At 66.5% G+C, this 18,489-nt stretch carries 20 protein-coding genes; 11 read left to right on the top strand and 9 right to left on the bottom strand.

Annotation, left to right across the window (positions count from 1 at the left end):
• Positions 1 to 13: 13 nt before the first annotated feature.
• The 3 genes from IPG14_RS14565 to IPG14_RS14555 are packed head-to-tail and all read left to right on the top strand — an operon-like array spanning position 14 to position 1,987.
• Positions 14 to 1,036 carry an aspartate-semialdehyde dehydrogenase gene (locus IPG14_RS14565; protein ID WP_343392306.1) on the top strand — a complete coding sequence of 341 codons (1,023 nt, stop codon included), beginning with the start codon at positions 14 to 16 and terminating at the stop codon, positions 1,034 to 1,036.
• A gap of 40 nt (positions 1,037 to 1,076) precedes the next feature.
• Positions 1,077 to 1,610, top strand: coding sequence for a phosphoglycerate mutase family protein (locus IPG14_RS14560; RefSeq protein ID WP_343392305.1), 534 nt, complete (start codon positions 1,077 to 1,079; stop codon positions 1,608 to 1,610).
• Positions 1,607 to 1,987: a VOC family protein gene (locus tag IPG14_RS14555; protein ID WP_343392304.1), complete on the top strand. Its 381-nt coding sequence runs from the start codon at positions 1,607 to 1,609 to the stop codon at positions 1,985 to 1,987. Before IPG14_RS14560 ends, IPG14_RS14555 begins: the two co-directional genes overlap by 4 nt.
• A 17-nt stretch (positions 1,988 to 2,004) precedes the next feature.
• On the opposite strand, the gene IPG14_RS14550 is transcribed toward IPG14_RS14555, so the two are convergent.
• Positions 2,005 to 2,265, bottom strand: a complete 261-nt coding sequence (locus IPG14_RS14550; RefSeq protein WP_343386254.1) for a hypothetical protein — start codon at positions 2,263 to 2,265, stop codon at positions 2,005 to 2,007.
• 141 nt (positions 2,266 to 2,406) lie between these two features.
• Between IPG14_RS14550 and IPG14_RS14545 the strand changes: the two genes are divergently transcribed.
• Positions 2,407 to 3,648: a M20/M25/M40 family metallo-hydrolase gene (locus IPG14_RS14545; protein WP_343392303.1), complete on the top strand. Its 1,242-nt coding sequence runs from the start codon at positions 2,407 to 2,409 to the stop codon at positions 3,646 to 3,648.
• A gap of 77 nt (positions 3,649 to 3,725) precedes the next feature.
• Here the strand turns inward: IPG14_RS14545 and IPG14_RS14540 are convergent, their stop codons facing one another.
• Entirely contained in the window at positions 3,726 to 4,259 is a 534-nt protein-coding gene (locus tag IPG14_RS14540; protein WP_343392302.1) for a GNAT family protein, read from the bottom strand.
• A 53-nt stretch (positions 4,260 to 4,312) separates the two neighbouring features.
• On the opposite strand from IPG14_RS14540, the gene IPG14_RS14535 reads away from it, so the two are divergent.
• The gene (locus tag IPG14_RS14535) at positions 4,313 to 5,455 is read left to right on the top strand and encodes a beta-galactosidase (RefSeq protein ID WP_343392301.1); all 1,143 of its coding nucleotides are present in this window, start codon (positions 4,313 to 4,315) and stop codon (positions 5,453 to 5,455) included.
• On the opposite strand, the gene IPG14_RS14530 is transcribed toward IPG14_RS14535, so the two are convergent.
• Complete coding sequence (locus tag IPG14_RS14530; protein WP_343386250.1) at positions 5,389 to 5,784, bottom strand: hypothetical protein; 396 nt, start codon at positions 5,782 to 5,784, stop codon at positions 5,389 to 5,391. The genes IPG14_RS14535 and IPG14_RS14530 overlap by 67 nt on opposite strands.
• Before the next feature lie 114 nt (positions 5,785 to 5,898).
• On the opposite strand from IPG14_RS14530, the gene IPG14_RS14525 reads away from it, so the two are divergent.
• From IPG14_RS14525 to IPG14_RS14505, 5 genes are all read left to right on the top strand, one after another.
• Positions 5,899 to 7,071, top strand: coding sequence for a GAF domain-containing protein (locus tag IPG14_RS14525; RefSeq protein WP_343386249.1), 1,173 nt, complete (start codon positions 5,899 to 5,901; stop codon positions 7,069 to 7,071).
• Positions 7,064 to 7,726, top strand: a complete 663-nt coding sequence (locus IPG14_RS14520; protein ID WP_343386248.1) for a response regulator transcription factor — start codon at positions 7,064 to 7,066, stop codon at positions 7,724 to 7,726. The genes IPG14_RS14525 and IPG14_RS14520 overlap by 8 nt, the downstream gene beginning before the upstream one ends.
• An 88-nt stretch (positions 7,727 to 7,814) precedes the next feature.
• The gene (locus IPG14_RS14515; RefSeq protein ID WP_343386247.1) at positions 7,815 to 8,660 is read left to right on the top strand and encodes a zinc metalloprotease HtpX; all 846 of its coding nucleotides are present in this window, start codon (positions 7,815 to 7,817) and stop codon (positions 8,658 to 8,660) included.
• Positions 8,661 to 8,924: 264 nt separating this feature from the next.
• The gene (locus tag IPG14_RS14510; RefSeq protein WP_343392300.1) at positions 8,925 to 9,701 is read left to right on the top strand and encodes an SDR family oxidoreductase; all 777 of its coding nucleotides are present in this window, start codon (positions 8,925 to 8,927) and stop codon (positions 9,699 to 9,701) included.
• 26 nt (positions 9,702 to 9,727) lie between these two features.
• Positions 9,728 to 10,381, top strand: coding sequence for a class II aldolase/adducin family protein (locus IPG14_RS14505; protein ID WP_343392299.1), 654 nt, complete (start codon positions 9,728 to 9,730; stop codon positions 10,379 to 10,381).
• Positions 10,382 to 10,402: 21 nt separating this feature from the next.
• Here the strand turns inward: IPG14_RS14505 and IPG14_RS14500 are convergent, their stop codons facing one another.
• The 6 genes from IPG14_RS14500 to IPG14_RS14475 all read right to left on the bottom strand — a co-directional run bounded on the left by IPG14_RS14500 (position 10,403) and on the right by IPG14_RS14475 (position 17,485).
• Positions 10,403 to 11,266, bottom strand: a complete 864-nt coding sequence (locus IPG14_RS14500; RefSeq protein ID WP_343386243.1) for an alpha/beta hydrolase — start codon at positions 11,264 to 11,266, stop codon at positions 10,403 to 10,405.
• A gap of 156 nt (positions 11,267 to 11,422) precedes the next feature.
• A complete protein-coding gene (locus IPG14_RS14495) occupies positions 11,423 to 12,325 on the bottom strand; it encodes a cupin domain-containing protein (RefSeq protein ID WP_343386242.1) in 903 nt (300 codons plus the stop codon).
• Positions 12,326 to 12,413: 88 nt separating this feature from the next.
• Positions 12,414 to 12,647: a hypothetical protein gene (locus tag IPG14_RS14490; protein ID WP_343387314.1), complete on the bottom strand. Its 234-nt coding sequence runs from the start codon at positions 12,645 to 12,647 to the stop codon at positions 12,414 to 12,416.
• Between the two features lie 118 nt (positions 12,648 to 12,765).
• Complete coding sequence (locus IPG14_RS14485; RefSeq protein ID WP_343386240.1) at positions 12,766 to 13,215, bottom strand: hypothetical protein; 450 nt, start codon at positions 13,213 to 13,215, stop codon at positions 12,766 to 12,768.
• A gap of 326 nt (positions 13,216 to 13,541) precedes the next feature.
• Positions 13,542 to 16,541 (bottom strand): AAA family ATPase, encoded by a 3,000-nt coding sequence (locus tag IPG14_RS14480; protein WP_343392298.1) that lies wholly within the window; start codon positions 16,539 to 16,541, stop codon positions 13,542 to 13,544.
• Between the two features lie 80 nt (positions 16,542 to 16,621).
• Positions 16,622 to 17,485, bottom strand: a complete 864-nt coding sequence (locus IPG14_RS14475; protein WP_343392584.1) for a VOC family protein — start codon at positions 17,483 to 17,485, stop codon at positions 16,622 to 16,624.
• 74 nt (positions 17,486 to 17,559) lie between these two features.
• On the opposite strand from IPG14_RS14475, the gene IPG14_RS14470 reads away from it, so the two are divergent.
• The gene (locus tag IPG14_RS14470) at positions 17,560 to 18,486 is read left to right on the top strand and encodes a diacylglycerol kinase family protein (RefSeq protein WP_343386238.1); all 927 of its coding nucleotides are present in this window, start codon (positions 17,560 to 17,562) and stop codon (positions 18,484 to 18,486) included.
• The last annotated feature ends 3 nt before the right edge of the window (positions 18,487 to 18,489 follow it).

The raw sequence follows: 18,489 nt of genomic DNA, 5'->3' as shown, positions 1-18,489 counted from the left end.
CGGAGTGCGCCCTGTGGACGCCTACAACATCACCGTGGTCGGCGGCGCCGGCATTGTTGGCCGCGAGTTCCTGAAACTGCTTGAAACCCGCAAGACTCCGGTCAAGCGCCTCCGCCTCCTCGCTACTGCCCGCTCCGCCGGGAAGGTGGTCGAGTTCCGGGGAGAGAAGATCACGGTCGAAGAGACCAGCGAAGCCAGCTTTTCGCCCGCGGACGATGTCGTCTTCCTCTCCGCCTCCGGGTCGGCTTCGAAGCAGTACGCACCGATTGCCCAGCGCAACGGGAGCTTCGTCATCGATGACTCGAGCGCCTACCGCATGGACCCGGCGGTCCCGCTCGTCATCCCGGAGGTCAACGCCGACGACCTCTCGTGGCACCAGGGCATCGTCAGCCAGCCGAATTGCACGACGACGCCGATGGTCCTCGCCCTGGCGCCCATCCACCGCGTGAACCCCCTGCGCCGCATCGTCGTCAGCACCTACCAGGCGGTGGCCGGCGCCGGCTCCGCCGCGGTCGATGGCCTTCGCACCGAGACGGAAGCCGCCCTCGCCGGACGCCACGAGCCTTCCGGTACGCAGAAGCGCGAGATCGCTTTCAACGCGGTCCCACAGATCGATGTGTTCGATGAAGGCGGTTACACCAAGGAAGAGATCAAGATGGCGAACGAGACGCGGAAGATCCTGCACGCGCCGGATATCGCGATCAGCGCCACATGTGTCCGGATTCCCACCTTCTTCGGCCACGCGATGAACGTCTGGGCCGAGTTTGAGCGGCCAGTAACGCCTGCGGAGGCGCGCGACTTGATCGCTGCCGCCAGGGGAGTCCGCCTCATCGATGACCCGGCGAAGGAGAGCTATCCCACGCCGATGGACGTCGCCGGGACGGACGACGTCCTCGTCGGCCGGCTCCGGGGCGATAGCTCGTTGCCGGGAGGGATCACGCTCTGGACCGTGACCGACAGCATCCGCAAGGGCGCTGCCACAAACGTGGTCCAGGTGATCGAAGAAGCCGCCGGGCGAGGCTTGATCCGGCGGTAGGTCCGGACGAGCGGGGCGCTCGTGCTATCGTTCCCGCTCCATGCCTGAAATCGAGCATCGCCGCCACAGCTGGCGCGAACCACCCGGAGAGCACCTCACCCAGAAGGGGGTCAACCTCGCGCGTCGCGTGGGCGGCACCATGGGGCGGTTCGACCTCGTGGTGACGAGCGACATGCCGCGCGCCTTCGAGACCGCGATAGCGATGGGCTACGCCGTCGACCGACAGGAGCCGGTGCTCGGCTACGCTGCGCCGAGCTGGGAAGACGAAGTCGATTGGACTCTGGGCTGCGCGGAGTTCGCGCGCGGCTTCGCCCTTGGCGGGGCCACCACCCGTGCATGCCGGGCCCATGCGGACCTCCTTCGCCGAATCGCCGCGGAGCTGCCGGCAAACGGCCGTGCTCTCGTGGTCTCGCACGGCGGGATCATCGAGGCAGGCGTTGCCGGACTGCTTCCTCGCTACGACTACTCGGATTGGGGCCTTTCGTGCGAACGTTGCGAAGGTGTCCTGATGCGTTTCGACGGCATCAACTGCGTCGACGCCGGGCTCCTGCGGCTCCCGGACGGCCGGCAATGAGCCCGCAGCGCCCATTCATCAGCCTCAGGACGATCAACATGGACTGCCTGGATCCTGATGCGATGGCGGCCTTCTACGGGAAGTTCCTGGGCTGGGAGATCACCTGGCAGGACGACGACTTCATCCTCATGCGCGACCCGGAGGGCGGCACCGGAGTCTCATTCCAGGCCTACCCGGACTACATGCCGCCCACCTGGCCCGAAGAACCGGGGGCGCAGAGGAAGATGATCCACCTCGATATCAAGGTCGAGGACCTGGAGGCGGCCGCGGCGTTTGCCCTCGCCTGCGGGGCAAGGCTCGCGGAGTACCAGGGGCGGGACGACCTGCGAGTCATGCTGGACCCTGCGGGCCACCCGTTCTGTCTTTTCCTGAGTTGAGGGGCCTACGTTTCGCGTTACGCCGGCGCGCCGCCGCTCGGGGTCGCCGGGGGTCGGGCGTTCGATGGCAGCGCGATGAGGACGAGCAAGCCGATCAAGAGACCCGGGATGAGCCAGACGCCGAACAACGACCAGAGCCCGGACCGGCCGCGAGCAGACGCGACAGCCATGAGCACGCCGACGCAGATCGCGACCGCGACGAGATAGAAGAAAAGCGCCAACGCCGGGTGAAACACCCAGACGCGCCCGGCAAGAAACAACGTTGCATTGAGATACACGGCCAACTCCCTGGAGTGCGGACCTCGGCCCGCCGACACACGGTATTGGTCTGCCGTCACGAAAAGGTGACGCTGCCCCGGACGCCCCGTTTCGGCGAACCCGGTAGGATTCCGGGACTTCCACCCCGGGACTCCGACCTCATGATTGACTGGCCCGCCCTCCACCGCGAAGCGCTCGACATCTTCGTGCGCTACCTCCAGATCGACACTTCCAACCCGCCGGGAAACGAGAAGCCGGCGGCCCGCTTCCTCGGCGCCTTGCTGGAAGCGGAAGGCATCGAAACTGAGTACATCGAGACGGCGCCAAACCGCGAGGTGATGGTCGCCCGCCTCCATGGCGATGGTTCGAAGCGCGCCCTGATGCTCTGCAACCACACCGATGTCGTCCCGGTCGAGGCCCAGTACTGGGACATGCCCGCCTTCGAAGGCGTGGTGAAAGACGGGCGCGTCTACGGCCGCGGCGCCATCGACATGAAGGGCACGGGCGTCATGCAGCTCATCGCGTTCCTGCTGCTCAAACGGCAGGGGATGGCCCTCAGGCGGGATGTCGTTTTCTGTGCGGTGCCGGATGAGGAAGCGGGCAGTGCGCTCGGGATGCAGTGGCTCTGTGAGCACCGCCCCGACCTGGTCGATGTCGAGTTCGAGTTGAGCGAAGGCGGCACCGGTGCCAGCCGCTTTGCCGGGAAGCAGGTCCAGCTCTTCAACGTAGCCACGAACGAGAAGTACGCCGGCGGTGGCTTGAAACTGACAGCCGTGGGCACGCCCGGCCACGGCAGCCGCCCCCATGCCGACAACTCGGCCATCCACCTGATGCGCGCGCTCATCAAGCTCCACGATTGGGACCGGGGCATCACCTACACGCCCGACACGGTCGCGTACCTGGAGCGCCTCGCCGAGGCCGGCCTCATGCCGCCGCTTGCTGATAAGGCGGCCGTGGAAGAGCAGATCAGGCGGTCTCCCGCCCTCTACGCGGCCTTTGTGAACACACTCAACGTCACCATGGTGAACAGCGGCATCAAGATTAACGTCATCCCCGCGCGGAGCCAGGCCTTCCTCGATTGCCGCCTCCTTCCAGGGCAGGACCCGGAGGCGTGGCGCCAACAGGTCATCGACTTCATCGATGACGACCGCATCCAGGTGGAGTTTGCGCGGCAGACATCCGGGCGGCTCCCGAAACCGGCGGAATGGGACACGGAACTGTTCTGGACGATCAACGCCGTCGTCAAGGAAGCGATGGAAGAGGCGGTCGTCGTCCCGGCGATGACCGTCGGCGCGACCGACAACCGCTTCCTCCGGGACCGTGGCATTCCTGCCTATGGCTTCATCCCTGCCTGCTCAGCTCCGAAGAGGCTGCAGGTTTCCACGGAAACAACGAGTTCCTGACGGTCGAGAACCTCAACATGGGCTGCGAGCTGATGTACGAGGTGGTCCGCAGGATGTGTGTCTAAGCAGGCCGGCGGTCAGCGTCCGCCGGTGGCCAGGAGCGACCAGAGCGAGAAGTCGCGGAATGCGCCGCGCACGTACTTGTAGTCGCGCAGGGTTGCCTCGCGCGCGAAGCCGGAGCGCTGGAGGACGCGCTCGGACCGGAAGTTTCCCTCCATCACCGTCGCCTCGATGCGGTGGAATCCCTCGGCGAACGCCCACGCGTTGAGCGCGCCGACCGCCCGGGTCATGAGGCCGCGGCCCCAGGATTCCGGGGCGAGGTGGTAGCCGATCTCGGCGCGGCGGTTTCGGATGTCGATGGAGCCGAAGCCGATATCGCCGGCGAGTGCGGCGGCCCCGCCGGGCACGATCGCGTAGCGGCACCAGCGGCTCCCGATCATGCCTTCGGCGTTGGAGCGGACGAACTCGTCGACTGCCTCGCGCGTCCATCCGCCACTGCTGGTCGCTTCGAAAACCTCGGGCCGGCGGAGGTAGTCGAACATCGCCGCCGCATCGGAAGGGACGAGGGCGCGAAGCACGAATCCGTCGCCGGCGATCTGCTCGGGGAACATCCCGGCATTCTAGCGGTTGGCCGCTACCTTCCCCGGCTCGTACGGTTTCGGACGTGACACGGAAACGGCGCCGCGTTCGAATCGTGGCGATCTGCGGGCTGGCCGGCATGGCCGCGGTCCTGCTCGTTGGCCAGTTCTGGCTGATGTCCGCCCTCAGCTGGACGCACCGCGAGCCGCCCGCCGATAGCCTCATCGGGATCAACTTCAGCTGCGACCAGGCCGAGTACCTGCTCCTCGAAACGCCGGGCGGGCCGTTCGTACCGGATGACCGCCCTGGCCGTGCCAAATGGTGCGGCGACGTGCTCGCCAGGATCATCGATGCCACCGGCGCCCGCTCCGTGCGGTTCTCGGTCCAGTGGGACGAAGTGGAGCCGAGCCAGGGCGCCTACGACTACTCCCTCACCGATGAGTTGCTCCGGGTTGCCGCCGACCATGGTGCGTCTGTGATGGTCGGGATTGGGATCAAGGCTCAGCGCCATCCGGAGTTCTACATCCCCGACTGGGCGCTGGTCGGGACGGACCTTCGCCAGGGCGACGTCATCTCCGAAGACCCGGTGCTCCGCGCGCGCGCCCTGGAGATGGTGAAGAACGTCACCGTGCACTTCGCAGCGAACGCGACCGTGGACTCGTGGAGCGCCGAAAACGAGCCCTACATCGCGTCCCACCGCAGCGACCACTACTCGCTCAGCCGCGACTACGTCGCCGAGGTGGTGGCCGTCATCGGCGCGAACGACCCCGCGGGGCGGCCGATCGCGATCAACCACGCGCAGCACTTCGTGATGGACCGGCGTTGGCGTGATGCGCTCGCCGATGGTGATGTGCTTGCCCAGAGCATGTACCCCCGACGCAACATCGACCTGCTGGGTGTGGAGGCCGTCGCGAACATCATGGAGCTCGGACCGCTGATGCCGAACTACGCCCACCAGGCTCGCCAGGCTCGTGCTTCGGGGAAGCAGTTCTGGGTAACCGAACTCCAGGCCGAACCGTGGACGGACGAAGACTCCCGCCTGCTTTCACCAACGAACCCATCGGCCAACCTCGCACCGCGGCAGCTGACGGAGAACATCATCTACGCCCGGAAAACGGGCGCCGGGCGGATCTACCTGTGGGGGGCGGAGTGGTGGCTCTATCAAGCAGAGCAATTCGGCGACACGCGATGGCTCGGGGCTGTTTCGGAGTCCATCGGGGAAGAGTGATCTTGCCCGGCATGGCGGACGATGCTCAGTAGCGCGGCGTTGTCCACCGACATCACGACATAGTGCACGCCGACCGCGACGTAGTGCTCTTGCTCGCTTGGGCGAGGAACCGGGGCGAGCACGATGGCCCGGGAACCCCGGGCCACAATGTCCCCCGCCGTCGAAGGGGGCAGGTCTCCAGGGGTGAACAGCACGGTGTCTCCCGGGCCCGCCTCGAGCGCGCCGGAACGCGTGATTTCCCGGCCCGGGAGGGCATCCGCAAGCCAGAGTGCTAAGACCCGCGCGAGAGACACGTCGCCTATCGCCACCAGGATCCGGCCGGCTTCCATATCCCGAAGTTTCGGCCGTTGGCCGCCTGCCCGGGCATGGCCGAACGGGACTAAGTCGCTGGCCGGGGGGGAAGAATCCCTCAGTTTGTGAATATTCCCGTAACATCAGCACCAATGGACCACGGTGCGCGCGAGCACTCGGCCCCGGACTTGCTGTCCGGCCTCGCCGAGATGGCGGTCACCAGCGAATTGCTGGCGGGAAGCGAAGACCTTTCGGACACGCTTCAGCGGCTGGCTCACCGCGCCCGCGAAGTGACCGGAGCCGACTTCGCCGCGATCTCCACCTTCGATGAGACGGGCATCATGACGCGGTTCATCTACGCCGGCATCTCGGAAGACCAGGCCCGCAGGCTGGGCGACCCGCCCCGCGGCCGGGGTCTCCTCGGCGAGCTTGCCGAGCGAGACCGCCCGTTCCGCCTCGCGGATGTCCAGGCCTATTCCGGCTACACGGGATGGCCAGCGGGCCACCCCGACATGTGCGCGTTTCTCGGCGCTCCCATCCGCGCAAACGGCCGGACGATTGGGTCGCTCTACATGACGCGGGACCGCGGCCGCGAGCCCTTCAGCGAGGCCGAGGAATCGGCCGCGGCAGTGCTTGCGCTGCAGGGAGCAGTCAGCCTGGCGACCGGCCTGGCCCGGGAACGGCGAGGGCGTTTGTACGTGCTCGAAGAGCGTGGACGCATCGCCCACGACCTGCACGATGGGACGATCCAGGCGCTGTACGCCATCGGTCTAGAGTGCGACTCGCTTTCGAATCGAGAGGACTTCCCCGGCGAGGCCCGCGAGGCGTTCGCGGCAGCCGTGACCCGGATCAACGACCTCATCGCGGACATGCGCGGCTACATCTTCATGCTCGAGACAGGGACGCCCGCCGCGGAACCCGAACTGACCAGGGACCTCGCTTTTGTCATCCGCCAGATCGTCTCGCCCGCCATTGCCTCGGTCGTGAACATCTCTGCCGCGGCGCTCCAGGAACTCTCCGCTCGCGAGGCCGAAGACCTGCTCTACATCGCCCGCGAGGCGCTCAGCAACTCTGTGCGCCATGGCGCCCCGAGCAAGGTTGCTATCGACCTCCGCCAGTCGGAAGATGCGACGATCCTCACAGTCCAGGACAACGGTGTAGGCTTCGACCTCGCGACCGTGCGGCGAGGGCTTGGCCGCGTCACCATGCAGACCCGAGCCGATCGCCTCGGCGCGACGCTTACACTGATTGGCATCCCGGGGATGGGCGCCACCGTGCGGGTCTCCATCCCGCGTCACAAACCAGCGGAGGACGACGATGAGTGAAAGCTTCAGAGTGCTCCTGGCGGATGACCACGACATCGTCCGCCAGGGCCTGAAATCCGTGCTGCGCGGCCACCCCGAGTTCAACATCGTCGCCGAAGCCCGCGACGGCGAAGAAGCCGTCCGCGAAGCGAAGCGTGAACAACCAGACCTCGTGGTGATGGATGTCCGGATGCCGAAGCTTGGTGGCATCGAGGCCTGCCGCGAAATCCGGTCCGCGGTGCCGGGAGCGAACGTCCTGATGCTCACCTCGTACTCAGACGAGACGGCAGTCATGGCCGCCATCGTCGCCGGTGCGAGCGGCTTCATGCTCAAGGAAGTGAACACCGCCGACCTGATCGAGGCGATGCGGACCGTTGCCCGGGGCGGCAAGACGCTCGATCCCGCCTCATCCGCCACGGTCATCGAGCAGATCCGGCGCGGCAACGTGGTCAGCGAAGAAGACCGCATGGTCCAGACGCTCACGGAGCGAGAACAAAAGATCCTCGAACTCGTGGCCGAGGGCCAGACCAACCGCGAAATCGGCGAGCAGCTCTACCTTAGTGAGCGGACCGTGAAGCACCACGTCAGCGACATCCTTGGCAAACTCGGGCTGACGCGCAGGGTAGAGGCGGCGACTTTCGCCATCCGCAGGTCGGCGAAGCGGCCCCCGGACTGACCTCGCGGGACAAGTCTGTCCCTCTTTACCCGTTCCAGAAGGTGTCCCTCGGCTATACTTGTAGCCGGAGGTTATCCAACTCTCGAACATGAATTTCCTTAAAACCACTGTCCTGCTTGCGACCCTGACGGGCCTCCTGGTGGCGATCGGTGGCCTCATCGGCGGGACGGGCGGAATGATCTTCGCGCTCATCTTCGCCGGCGTCATGAATTTCACCGCCTACTGGTTCAGCGACAAGATGGCGCTGCGGATGGCAGGCGCGCACCAGATCCAGGAGAGCGACGACCCGCACCTCTTCGCGATGGTTCGCGAGGTGGCAGAGCTTTCCCGGATGCCGATGCCGCGCGTCTACATCATCCAGAACGATTCGCCGAACGCCTTCGCCACCGGTCGCGACCCGAAGCATGGCGTCGTCGCCGTCACCACGGGCATCCAGCGGTTGCTCACCGACCGCGAACTGCGGGGCGTGCTCGGCCACGAGATGGGCCACGTGAAGAACCGTGACATCCTCACGAGTTCGATCGTGGCGACTGTGGCGGGCGCCATTTCGATGATTGCCCAGATGCTCATGTGGTCGAGCCTCCTCGGGGGCCGCCGCGACGAGCAGAACCCGCTCGTGACGCTCGGCGTCATTCTCATCGCGCCGATCGCGGCGAGCATGATCCAGTTCGGCATCAGCCGTCAGCGCGAGTACGCCGCCGACAAGACCGGGGCCGAAGTAACGCGTGACCCGGAAGCCCTCGCCAGCGCGCTGGAGAAGCTGCAGCGGGGCGTCGAAATGCGCCCGATGCGGGACACGCCGGCCCAGGAGGCGGTCTCGGCGCTCTACATCGTGAAGCCCTTCTCGATGCGAAGCGGAGGGATGAGCAAGCTCTTCAGCACTCACCCGCCGCTCGAAGAGCGGATCGAGCGCCTGCGCAAGATGCGGTTCTGATGCTCACCCCGGCGAGTTCACACCACACGAGAGGCGGGCCAACTGGCCCGCCTCTCTGCCTGTGACGGGGATCTGCCGGCGCGTTACCAGCGGGCTTCGTGCTGCTCGATCCAGCCTCACAGGTCGCTGATGACGATCGGCTCGCCGCCATCCGGGCGGATGGTGCCGCTATAGCTTGCGGCCGGAACCAAACCACCCCGAAGCTCTTCGTCCGCCCTCCGCGTAGAATCCCCGGTCACAAGCCACAAACCAAGGAGCCTCCCCATGTCACTCAACGGACGCATAGCCCTCGTAACCGGCGGCGGCCGCGGGATCGGCAAGGCCATCTCGCTGGCGCTCGCAGCAGATGGGGCGACCATCGCCGTGAACTACCGGCGCGACGAGGAATCCGCCCTGGCCACGGTCGCCGAAATCGAAAAGGCCGGCGGCCGCGCGAAAGCCTACTCCGCCTCGGTGGAGAACTGGGACGAGGACGTTGCGATGGTGGAGAAGGTGCTCGCCGATTTCGGCGCCGTCGACATCCTCATCAACAACGCGGGGATCGCGAGCCGCGGACAGGGCGTTGCCGATACCGACCCGGCTGAGATGGAGCGAGTCGTGCGGACACACGCCTTCGGCCCACACTACCTCTCGAAGCTGGTCCTGCCATCGATGCGGACCCGCCCCCGCGGCGACATCATCATGATCTCGAGCGTCGCGGCGAAGAGCCTCGGCCCGAACGGCGCCCCCTACAACATGGGCAAGGCCGCCATGGAAGCGCTCGCCATGACGTTGTTCAAGGAAGAACGCAGGAACAACATCCGTGTGAACGTCGTCCGTCCCGGCCTCACTGAGACCGAGATGGGTTCGCGGCTCGCGAAGGCCACCCAGGGCGTCCAGAGCATGCGCGATATCGATGCGCGGTCGGCCTTCGGGCGCGTTGCTCAGCCGGAAGATGTTGCCAACGTCGTCCGCTACCTCGTCAGCGAAGGCGCCTTTTACCTCACGGGCCAGACGATCGAGGTCGACGGGGGCGGCATGATGGCCCTGCCCAACCGCTGACGCTTCCCAGAAGACGGATGATTGGGGTGAAAGACGCCGTTGGGACGCCGGAAGTCGCGGGCCCGGCCGTCCCCCTTCCCGCGGGCATGAGAGGGGGAACCGTGAACACGATCAGCCCTGAACTGATGGGGACATTTGCCGAGGTAGGGAGGGACCTCTATTCGCTAGGGCTCGTGTCTTCGCACGGGGGGAACCTTTCGGTCCGGGTTGGGCATGACATGTGGATCACCGGGACGGGCACGATGCTGGGGCGCCTTCGAGAGCGCCACATCGCGCTCGTCCGGCCCGATGGCGGCCACGAAGGCCCGCCGCCTTCGAGCGACACAATGCTGCACTCCACCATCTACGCGCTGGGCGGTGCGCAGGCGGTGGCTCATGCGCACCCGCACCACGCGATTGCCATGACCTTCGAGACCGAGCGGTTCACGCCGCCGGATTTCGAAGGTCAGCACTTCCTCCAGGATGTGCCGGTCATCGCCCAGGGTCCAAACCAGGTCGCGCAGGTTGCGGCGGCGCTGCAGTCGCGGCTCGTCGTTGTCCTCCAGGGCCACGGCGCCTACGCCCGAGGACAGACGCTGTGGGAAGCGCTCCACTGGATCACCGCTCTCGAAGAGAGCGCCCACATCGCCTGGCTGCGTAGCCAACTCCGCGCGGCTTCCTCGGATGCACCCGATCCGTGAGAGGACGCCCCGGTGCTGTCCCTACTCGGCGAGGAACTCCCGCACCACCGCGCTGAACGCGTCCGGCTGGTGTAACGGTACCTGGTGGCCCGCATCCGGGATTTCGATGAAACGGCCTTTGGGCAGCCGCTCGACCATTTGCTCTGCGATCTCGCGCGAAAGCACCTTGCTCTTTTCGGCTCGGATCACCAGCGTGGGGCACTTGATGTGCTCCAGGCTTTCCCACAGGTATGGGATTTCCGCGATGGCACCACGGCCGGTGGCCTGGTGGATGGACGGGTCGAAGCGGAAGACGAGGTTGCCTGTCGCCTCATCGAGCACCAGCGAAGCGCCGATCTGGCGTTCGAGGAACTCTTTTGGCTTCCCGGGATAGAGGCTCGCGAAGTGCTCGATGGCCTCGGCTTCGGTGCTGAAGCCGGGGGCCTTCTGGGCGTCGCCGGTGCTGCGCCGGATGCCGCGCGCCCCCTGGTCGGCCATTTGCGGCCCCATATCGGCAAGTACCAGGTGGTCCAAACGGTGGCTGTGGTCACGCGCGTAGGACATCGCCACACGGCTGCCGATGCTGTGCGCCACCAGGTCAAAACCCTCGAAGTCCATCTCCTCGACGAACCCTCGGAGGTCCATCGCGAAGGCCCAGACGAGGTAGCCGCCGGGGGCATGCTCGCTTTCGCCGTGGCCGCGGAGATCCGGCGCGTAAACCGAGTAGCGGTCGGTGAAGCGCTCGGCGATGTGTTCCCAGTAGCGGCCGTTGTTCATCAGGCCATGGAGGAAAACCACCGGGTCCTTGGCGACATCGCCCCACTGCAAGTAGTGGTGGCGCAGGCCGTGGATGGTGAGATAGCCGTCGTGGCCGGTCGCGTGTGGATGTGCGTCGGAGGCAGTCACGCCAGTGAGTATACGGGAAGGGCAAGCCCCGGGAACCACTTTCGGCACCGGGAAAAGTGCCAGCACCGGGGGGTTATCCCCCCGGTGCGCCGGTTGCCACCCGCCCGCGAGAGCTTCAGGTGCTGAGCGAAACGGGCGCACGCCCAGCAGAGCTGCTCAGTCCGTCAGATGTGCACGTCGGGTGCGCGTCGCTGCGAACGCCGAGAGGCCCAGAACGGTGAGGATGAGCCCCGTAGCGGCTGCGTAGGTTGGCGCGTCCTTTGCCTGTCCGGTCCCGGTATTCGGCGGCGCAGGGGCCACAACGGCGGTTGTCAGCGGCTTCCCCGGGGTGCCCACCCACGTCCATGCCATCGACGACGTGCTCTGGCCATCGTTCCGCATCCAGCCGGCGCGGGCTTCATACATGACGCCTTGCGTGCCAGCGGCATACGACTCGACCCCACCGTCCAGGTACGCGTAGCCGGTCTGGCCGGCCAGGTGGATCATGAGGTGAAACTCGTTCATGACGTGGTTCGCGGTCCGGTACCCAGCGTCGTACACAGCGGCCATTTGGGTGATGTCGACGACGGCGGGCGCGTTGAACATCGTCCGCCGCGCGGTTGCGAAGACCTTGATCCCGGGCGCCGAGAGGAAGTGGACATCGGTGACGGCGCCGACACTGAGGAGCGTTGCCGCGAACAGGCGGGCGGTCTGGGCCGTGCCGGCGTTGCTCAGGATGAGCTTTGCCCCAGCCGGCACGGACATGCCTTTGCCCGCACCTACGACCTCGGCTTTCCCATCGACAGAAACCGTCAAGTCGCCGTCGAGGACGGAAAGATAGTGCGCAGTCCCGGTGGTGATGACATGAGAGGTCGCCCCCGGGCCGAAGTCGACAACACTCTGCACGAGGTCGAACGTTGGACCGGGGGTGGCGACGCCCTTGAACGGCACGTTGAGGAGCGACCTGGCAGTCGGGGCCTGGCCAACGGCTGAGGTCAGAGGAAGGACGCTGGCGAGGAGGGCAAGCGCCATCACCATCAGGAGCCGCCTCGTGGAGGGAATAATTCGTTGCATTGTCATGGGAAGTCTCCTTTCGGGAGCTCGGTCGCGAGGGGTTGGTATGGGGCGGTCGCCGGGAGGCCCGGCTGCTCACGGGTGATGCACGCCGCTAACCGCGACAGGCGGTGACCGTCAGCTTCGGCGGGCTGCCATCGGGCCAGTCGTACGTCACGACGATGCGCGCGTTCACCGTGGAGCCTTTACTGACGAGGTTGGTCGTAAACGTGGCGGTGAATGGGATGCGAGGGGGGAACGGTCCCCAGTGCTCCATGTGGCGCTGAATGTTCGCGACGCACCTGGTTCCGTCGGCGTCCGTTCCGGTCAGGTGCCCCTGGTTGTTCATCTTGAGCGTGCCGTCGGGGGTGGTGAGTCGGGCCTGGTGCGTGAAACGGGCGCTGCCCTGAGGATCAGCGGAGGCCGACCCGGGCCTGCCCAGAGCCCCGGGGCCCTGACTGCTTCGGTCAGCCGCGGCAGACGGACTCGACGGTATAAGCTGGTGATCCAGGCCCTGGCCAGTCCTCAACCGTGCGGACCATCCGGAAGTTCTCGCCTTTGCCGTGACTGACGCCCTCATAGACGATGAGGTCGTCGAACGGAAACATCGTCGGCCACAGATCGTGGTCCATGACGCGGCGGATGTTGACGACGTACTCCGTGCCGGCGGTGTCGGCGCCGGTGTAACGGGCGTTGTAGCGCATAATGGTGTGGCCTTCCGGTGTGGTGTACCAGAGCATGTGGACATCGCCCGTGAGCGTCATCAGCAGCCCATTGCAGGGATTCGTCAGAGTGATCGTTGCGGTGAACTTAGTGTTGTTGGTGACCTCCGCGGAAGCGGACCTGGTGCCAACGCCGACGGTGGTGAGGCTGAGGACAAGCGCGACAAACGCGCCTAACGTCAATTTGCGGACCATTTTCGTTCTCCTTGCGGGATACCCCTCCCGCGGGGCTTGGCCGGGCCGAACGCGGCCGATGTGGCCGCCTCATCGCGGCGACGACCGCCAACTGGCGGAGGTGATAGGTGCATTCGATCTCACTCCTTGCCGTTCTAGCCGGTGACCCGCCGGGTGCCTTCGCCCCTGGGCGGGTAGGGCGTCCGGCGAGTCCGCCGGCGCCGCCATCCTGAACGCGCGCGTCGGCTGCCGCTTCCGTGGAATTGCGTAATTCCTGGATGTCGCGGAAGTGGCGCGGTGGAGGGATTGGCACGAACTACGCAGGAGTGAAGCCGGCGGAAGGCCCGTCAGCGAGCGAGTAAGCCAGCGACTCCGAGGCCGCGGGCGAGCGCATAGGCGGTCGCCTGGGCACGGCCATGGGTGTTGGTCTTGATGTACACGTTGGCGATGTGGCGTTCGACGGTGCGCACGCTGAGGACGAGCGTTTCGCCGATCTCGCGGCTGCTTCGCCCACTCGCAACGAGGCGGAGTACTTCGACTTCGCGTTCCGTGAGGCCGTCCGGATAGGTCGTGGGCTTGTCGCCCAGGGCGGCCTGCTGGAGTGCGTGAACGCGTTCGAGCCACGGTTTGCCCGCGCCACGCCCGGTGTAGATCGCCAGGGCGGCTGCGAAACTCTGCGATGCTTCGTGGCGGTGCTGGCGCCCGGCGCGTGCAAGAATCTGGCCCCAGAGCAGTAGCGCTTCGGCTTCGGCCCAGGGCAGTGCGTGGCTTTGGAACGTTTCGATGGCATGGGCCAGGGAGAAAGCGGCCTCCTCGATGCATCCGCCGAGGCCAGCGACTGTCGCCTGGGCCAGCGCTACCCGACCGGCGAGTCCCCGCCAGTCTTCACCTGCGGCCAGAATCTCCGTGCAGCGTTCGAGGTGCGAACCCGCCTCCGCTTCCCGTCCACACAGGGCGAGAAGGATGGCCAGTGCCGGCCCTTCGCTCATCAACACCAGGGCGTTCGGCGCAGCCCGGCCGATGGCGACAGCCTCTGTTAGCGCCTCGATGGCCCCCGCGCGGTCGCCACGGGCCTCACGCACCGCGGCGAGCCACTCAAGCAACTGCCCCTGATCCTGGATGGCCGCCTTCTCGCGGGCGACCTGGAGCTTCCCGAGCATGCCAGCTTCGAGACGGTCCCAGTTCCCTTCGTAGAGTGCCAGGTACGGGCCGCCGCGCGCCCCCGTGGTGGATGCGACTTCGCGCGCCGCATCGAGGTTGCCGGCGAGCGCGTGGGCGTCGGCCACGTTTCCAAAGAGCGCCGTCCGGCGGGTGGGAGCGTGAAGCTGGCGAGGCGTCTCGGCCTCGCGTTGCACCCACGGCAACGCTTCGAGCGGAGCCAGCATCTTGAGCAGCCGCGTGGCCTGGAAGCTGGCCGCGGTGTACGAACGGAAGGGGTTGTTCAGTCGGTCGGCGGCTTCCCATGCCCTGGAGTTGAGTTCGATCGACTCGCCGACGTTTCCGAGCTTCGTGAGATGAGCACTGTGCATCACGGCATTGCTCACCCAGCGGTCGTCTTCGCCGAGTTCGGTCGCCAGTTCCATCCCAATGCGGGAGGCTTCGAGCCCCTGGCGCGGGTTCTCCTGCCACACGGCAAGAAGGCCGAGGGCGCTGTAGTAGCTGAGCTGTGCCCGGCCCGGGGGGCCGCTTTCCAGGACCGGGGCGGCGGTGTCGAGATGGCGCGCTGCGGCCTGGTTGTCGTTCACCCCGCTCGCTGCAGCGAGGACCAGGGCGATGCGGGCATGCATCGCCGCGGCTCCGGCCCGGTCGCCCGCAGCCTCGTGCAGAGCGAGCGCCTGCTCGAAGTAACGGATGCTGCGAGCGTATGCATCGAAGCCGGAAACCTGTGCGACTTCGCCCAGGCGATCGAGTATCGCGAGTTGATGGTCGCGGGCGGCGCCGTGGCTGCTCATCAACCGCAGTGCGGCGTCCCAGTGCCCCATAGCTTCGTCATAGGAGAGCGCTCGCTCGGCAGCTTCGCCGGCGCGGACCGCGAAGGCGATCGCCTTCTCGCCGTCGGTGAACGGCCCGGCCAGGCGATAGTGGAAGGCGATGGCCGAGAGCCACGGATCGAGGCTCGGTGCGTAGACCTCCCCGATCGCACTCGCCGCGCTGAGGTGGAGGCGTTGCCGCCGTGAGAGCGGGAGGTCGTCCAGCAGGGCATCGCGGATGAGAGCGTGTCCGAACCGGTAGGTCTCGCCGTCCTCGCGGAGCAAGCCCGCGTTGACGGCTTCCTCGACGGTCTCCGCGAGGATCGAAACCCCGACATCGAGCATGCGGCTGATCGTCGGGAACATCTGGCCGAAGTCGTCGCCGAGGACGGCGGCCGCCCTGAGGAACTCGCGGTCTTCGGGGCGGAGGCGGCCAATGCGGTTGCCGATGACCTGGCGCACGCCTTCAGGAATGCCCCACCCGGCCGAAGCGACCGCGGGATCGTCGAGGTCCCGGCCCTCGGCCTGGAGGTGGTGGACAAATTCCTCGATGAAGAACGGATTGCCCCTCGCCCGGCCGTGCAGCGCCTCGGCCAGCGCACGAGGAATTGCTTCGCGGCCGGCCAGCGCGGCCGCGAGTATGGCGGTTTCCTCCATCGAAAGTGACTCGAGGGGGATTCCTTCGTAGAGGTGTTCGCGCGCGAGGTCAGCCAGGATGGGGGAGAGCGGATGGGCGGCGTCGACGCCCACCGTCCGGTGCGTCCCGGCGAGGCAAATGCGGGCGGCCGATATCGTTCGAGCGAGGTGCTGGAAGAGCAGCAGGGTCGAACGGTCGGCCCAGTGAAGGTCGTCCAGGCAGATCAGGAGACCTCGAGACTCGGTGGAATCGGCGGCGTGGACGAGGAAGTCCGAAACGGCCTGGAAGAGGGCGTAACGCTCAGACTCCGGGCTGCGGCGTGCCGGGGGGCTGGCGCCAAAACGGGCCACAACCTCCGGGAGGAGGGTCGCCACCTCCGGGGCCGCCGCGACGAGCGGCTGGAGTGCCTCATCGGAGGAGGCATGGACGTGCTGGCGGAGAACCTCGACGAAGGGCAGATACGGGGGCATGCCCTCGGTGTCGTACGCGCGGCCGGAGAGCACGATCCACCCATCGCCGAGCGCCCGCTCTGCGAACTCCCTGAGGATTCGCGACTTGCCGATTCCGGGTTCGCCGCTGAGCACCACGACGCAGGCTTCGCCGCGGCCCGCTGCCTCCAACCGTTCGGTGAGAGCCGCGAGTTCACGTTCACGACCGATGATGCTGGTGCCCCGCGCGAGCACGGGAATGCGGGAGCCGCCTCTTGAGCCAGCGGTACCTGCGGTGTGCCGGGTCGCCATGGGGTAATCAGCCCTCTCCTGCGGCCGGACCGTCTATCACTTTCGCCGCGCAGAGGTCATTCTACCCCGTGATGCAAGCCTTACGGCCTGGCGGCCGGGGGTTCTTCGAACAGCTGGAAGAGGACTCCCCCGGAGTCCTTCGGGTGGAGGAAGGTGTGCTTCTTCCACCCGTTGTCGATGATGCCGCCGAATGGCTCGATCCCGTTCGCCCGCAGGGCGGCCGCGGCCTCTTCGACCGAAGCGACTTCGCAGCAGACGTGGTGCATGCCCTGGCGCTTCGTGTCGATGAACTTCTGGACGAAGCTGTCGGACCGCGACGGCTGGATGATCTCGAATTTCAAACGGCTGCCGGGGATCGTCATGATCGCGCCGTGGTAGCCCAGGTATTCCTCTTCCCAGCGGCCTTCCAACTCGCAGCCGAAGACGCGCTGCTGCCATTCGATCTGGCGTTCGATATCGGTGACAGCCATCGAGACGTGGTCGACTCGCTGGAGGTTTACCGCCCCGCCACCGGCGTTGCGGTCGGCTTCGGGAGCCGGCTTGTGGGCCACGAAGAGCTGCCAGAGGATTCCGCCGCTGTCCTTCGGATGGACGTACGTGAGGTGCCACATACCGTCATTTTGGATGCCGCCGAACGGCTTCATCCCGAGGCGTTCGATCTCGGCAGCAGCCTCGTGGATGTCATGCACTTCCACGGTGATGTGGTGCAGGCCGCCGCCGCCGTTCTGGTCCAGGTACTTCTGCACGAAGCTGTCGGGTCGCGATGGAGAGATGACTTCGAATTCGATCTCGGTGCCCCGAACCTGGGAAACCGATCCGTCGAAATCCGAGTGGGGCCCGGCTTTCCAGCTGTGAAGGAACTTGAACCCGAGCAGCTTCTCCAGTATCTCTGCCTGGGGCTGCCACGCGGGGGCAGCCATGCTGATGTGATCGACGCGCTTCACAGGGAGCAAGAAGGGTCTCCATGGGGACAGGGAATGGTGCGCCTATGGTACGTTTTCGCGCGGAGGCCGCCAACTTGAGCCTGCGAGCTACCGTCCTTGTGAACTCCGCCGCCCGCCGCGTCGGTCCACGCTTCGATGGCACCAAGATTATCCGCTACCTGGCGGACCGCGACTGCGTAGCATCGCTGGTGATGCCCGAATCGGGTGAACAGGCCACCCAGGAGGCCCGGGCCTCGGCGGAACGCCACGACGATATCCTCTTCGTCGTCGGGGGCGATGGGTCTGTCCGGGATACGGCCCTCGGGCTTGCCGGCAGCGGGACATCACTCGCGGCCGTGCCGGCCGGCACCGTGAATGTCTGGGCGACGGAAACGCGCATTCCCCGCGCGCCACTTGCCGCCATCGATGCCCACCTCGCCGGACAGAGCGTCCACATCGACCTCGGGCGGGCCGGGGATCGCTGTTTTCTGCTGATGGCGGGCGTGGGATGGGACGCCGAAATCACCGGGCGCGTCTCCCGGCCATTGAAGCGTGCCATCGGCGATCTTGCCTACATCGCCCAGGCAGCGTGGATGGCGCCCCGCCTGCGCACGCGTGACGCTCGCTGGCACACGAGCGAGGGCTCCTTCGAGGAACCGCTCGCGTGGATGGTCTTCGGGAACTCGCGGCTGTACGGGGGCAAAGTCCACCTGACGCCTCGCGCCATCATCGACGACGGGTTGCTCGATGTCCTCGCCGCATGTCCCCGCACTCCCAGCGACGCTTTCCGGCTGGCCGGCAAACTGACGCAGGAGAGGCTCCAGGACCCGCGCCTGATTCGCTTCCGCGACTCGGAAATCCGCGTCGAAACCCCCGGGTTCGGTGTGCAACTGGATGGCGACTATGCCGGCCAGACTCCCATGACCTTCAGCGTCGACCACAGGGCACTGCTCGTGAGCCTCCCTCCCGGGCCGCTTCCGCCGATTTTTGGCGCGCCCCACGTCAACCGCCGGGGGACGTAAGGC

This window comes from Candidatus Amarobacter glycogenicus, from assembly GCF_016704105.1.
Classification (GTDB): domain Bacteria; phylum Chloroflexota; class Dehalococcoidia; order Tepidiformales; family Tepidiformaceae; genus Amarobacter; species Amarobacter glycogenicus.
Note: the sequence above shows the minus strand (reverse complement) of the source record. Positions and strands in the feature narration are given on the sequence as shown.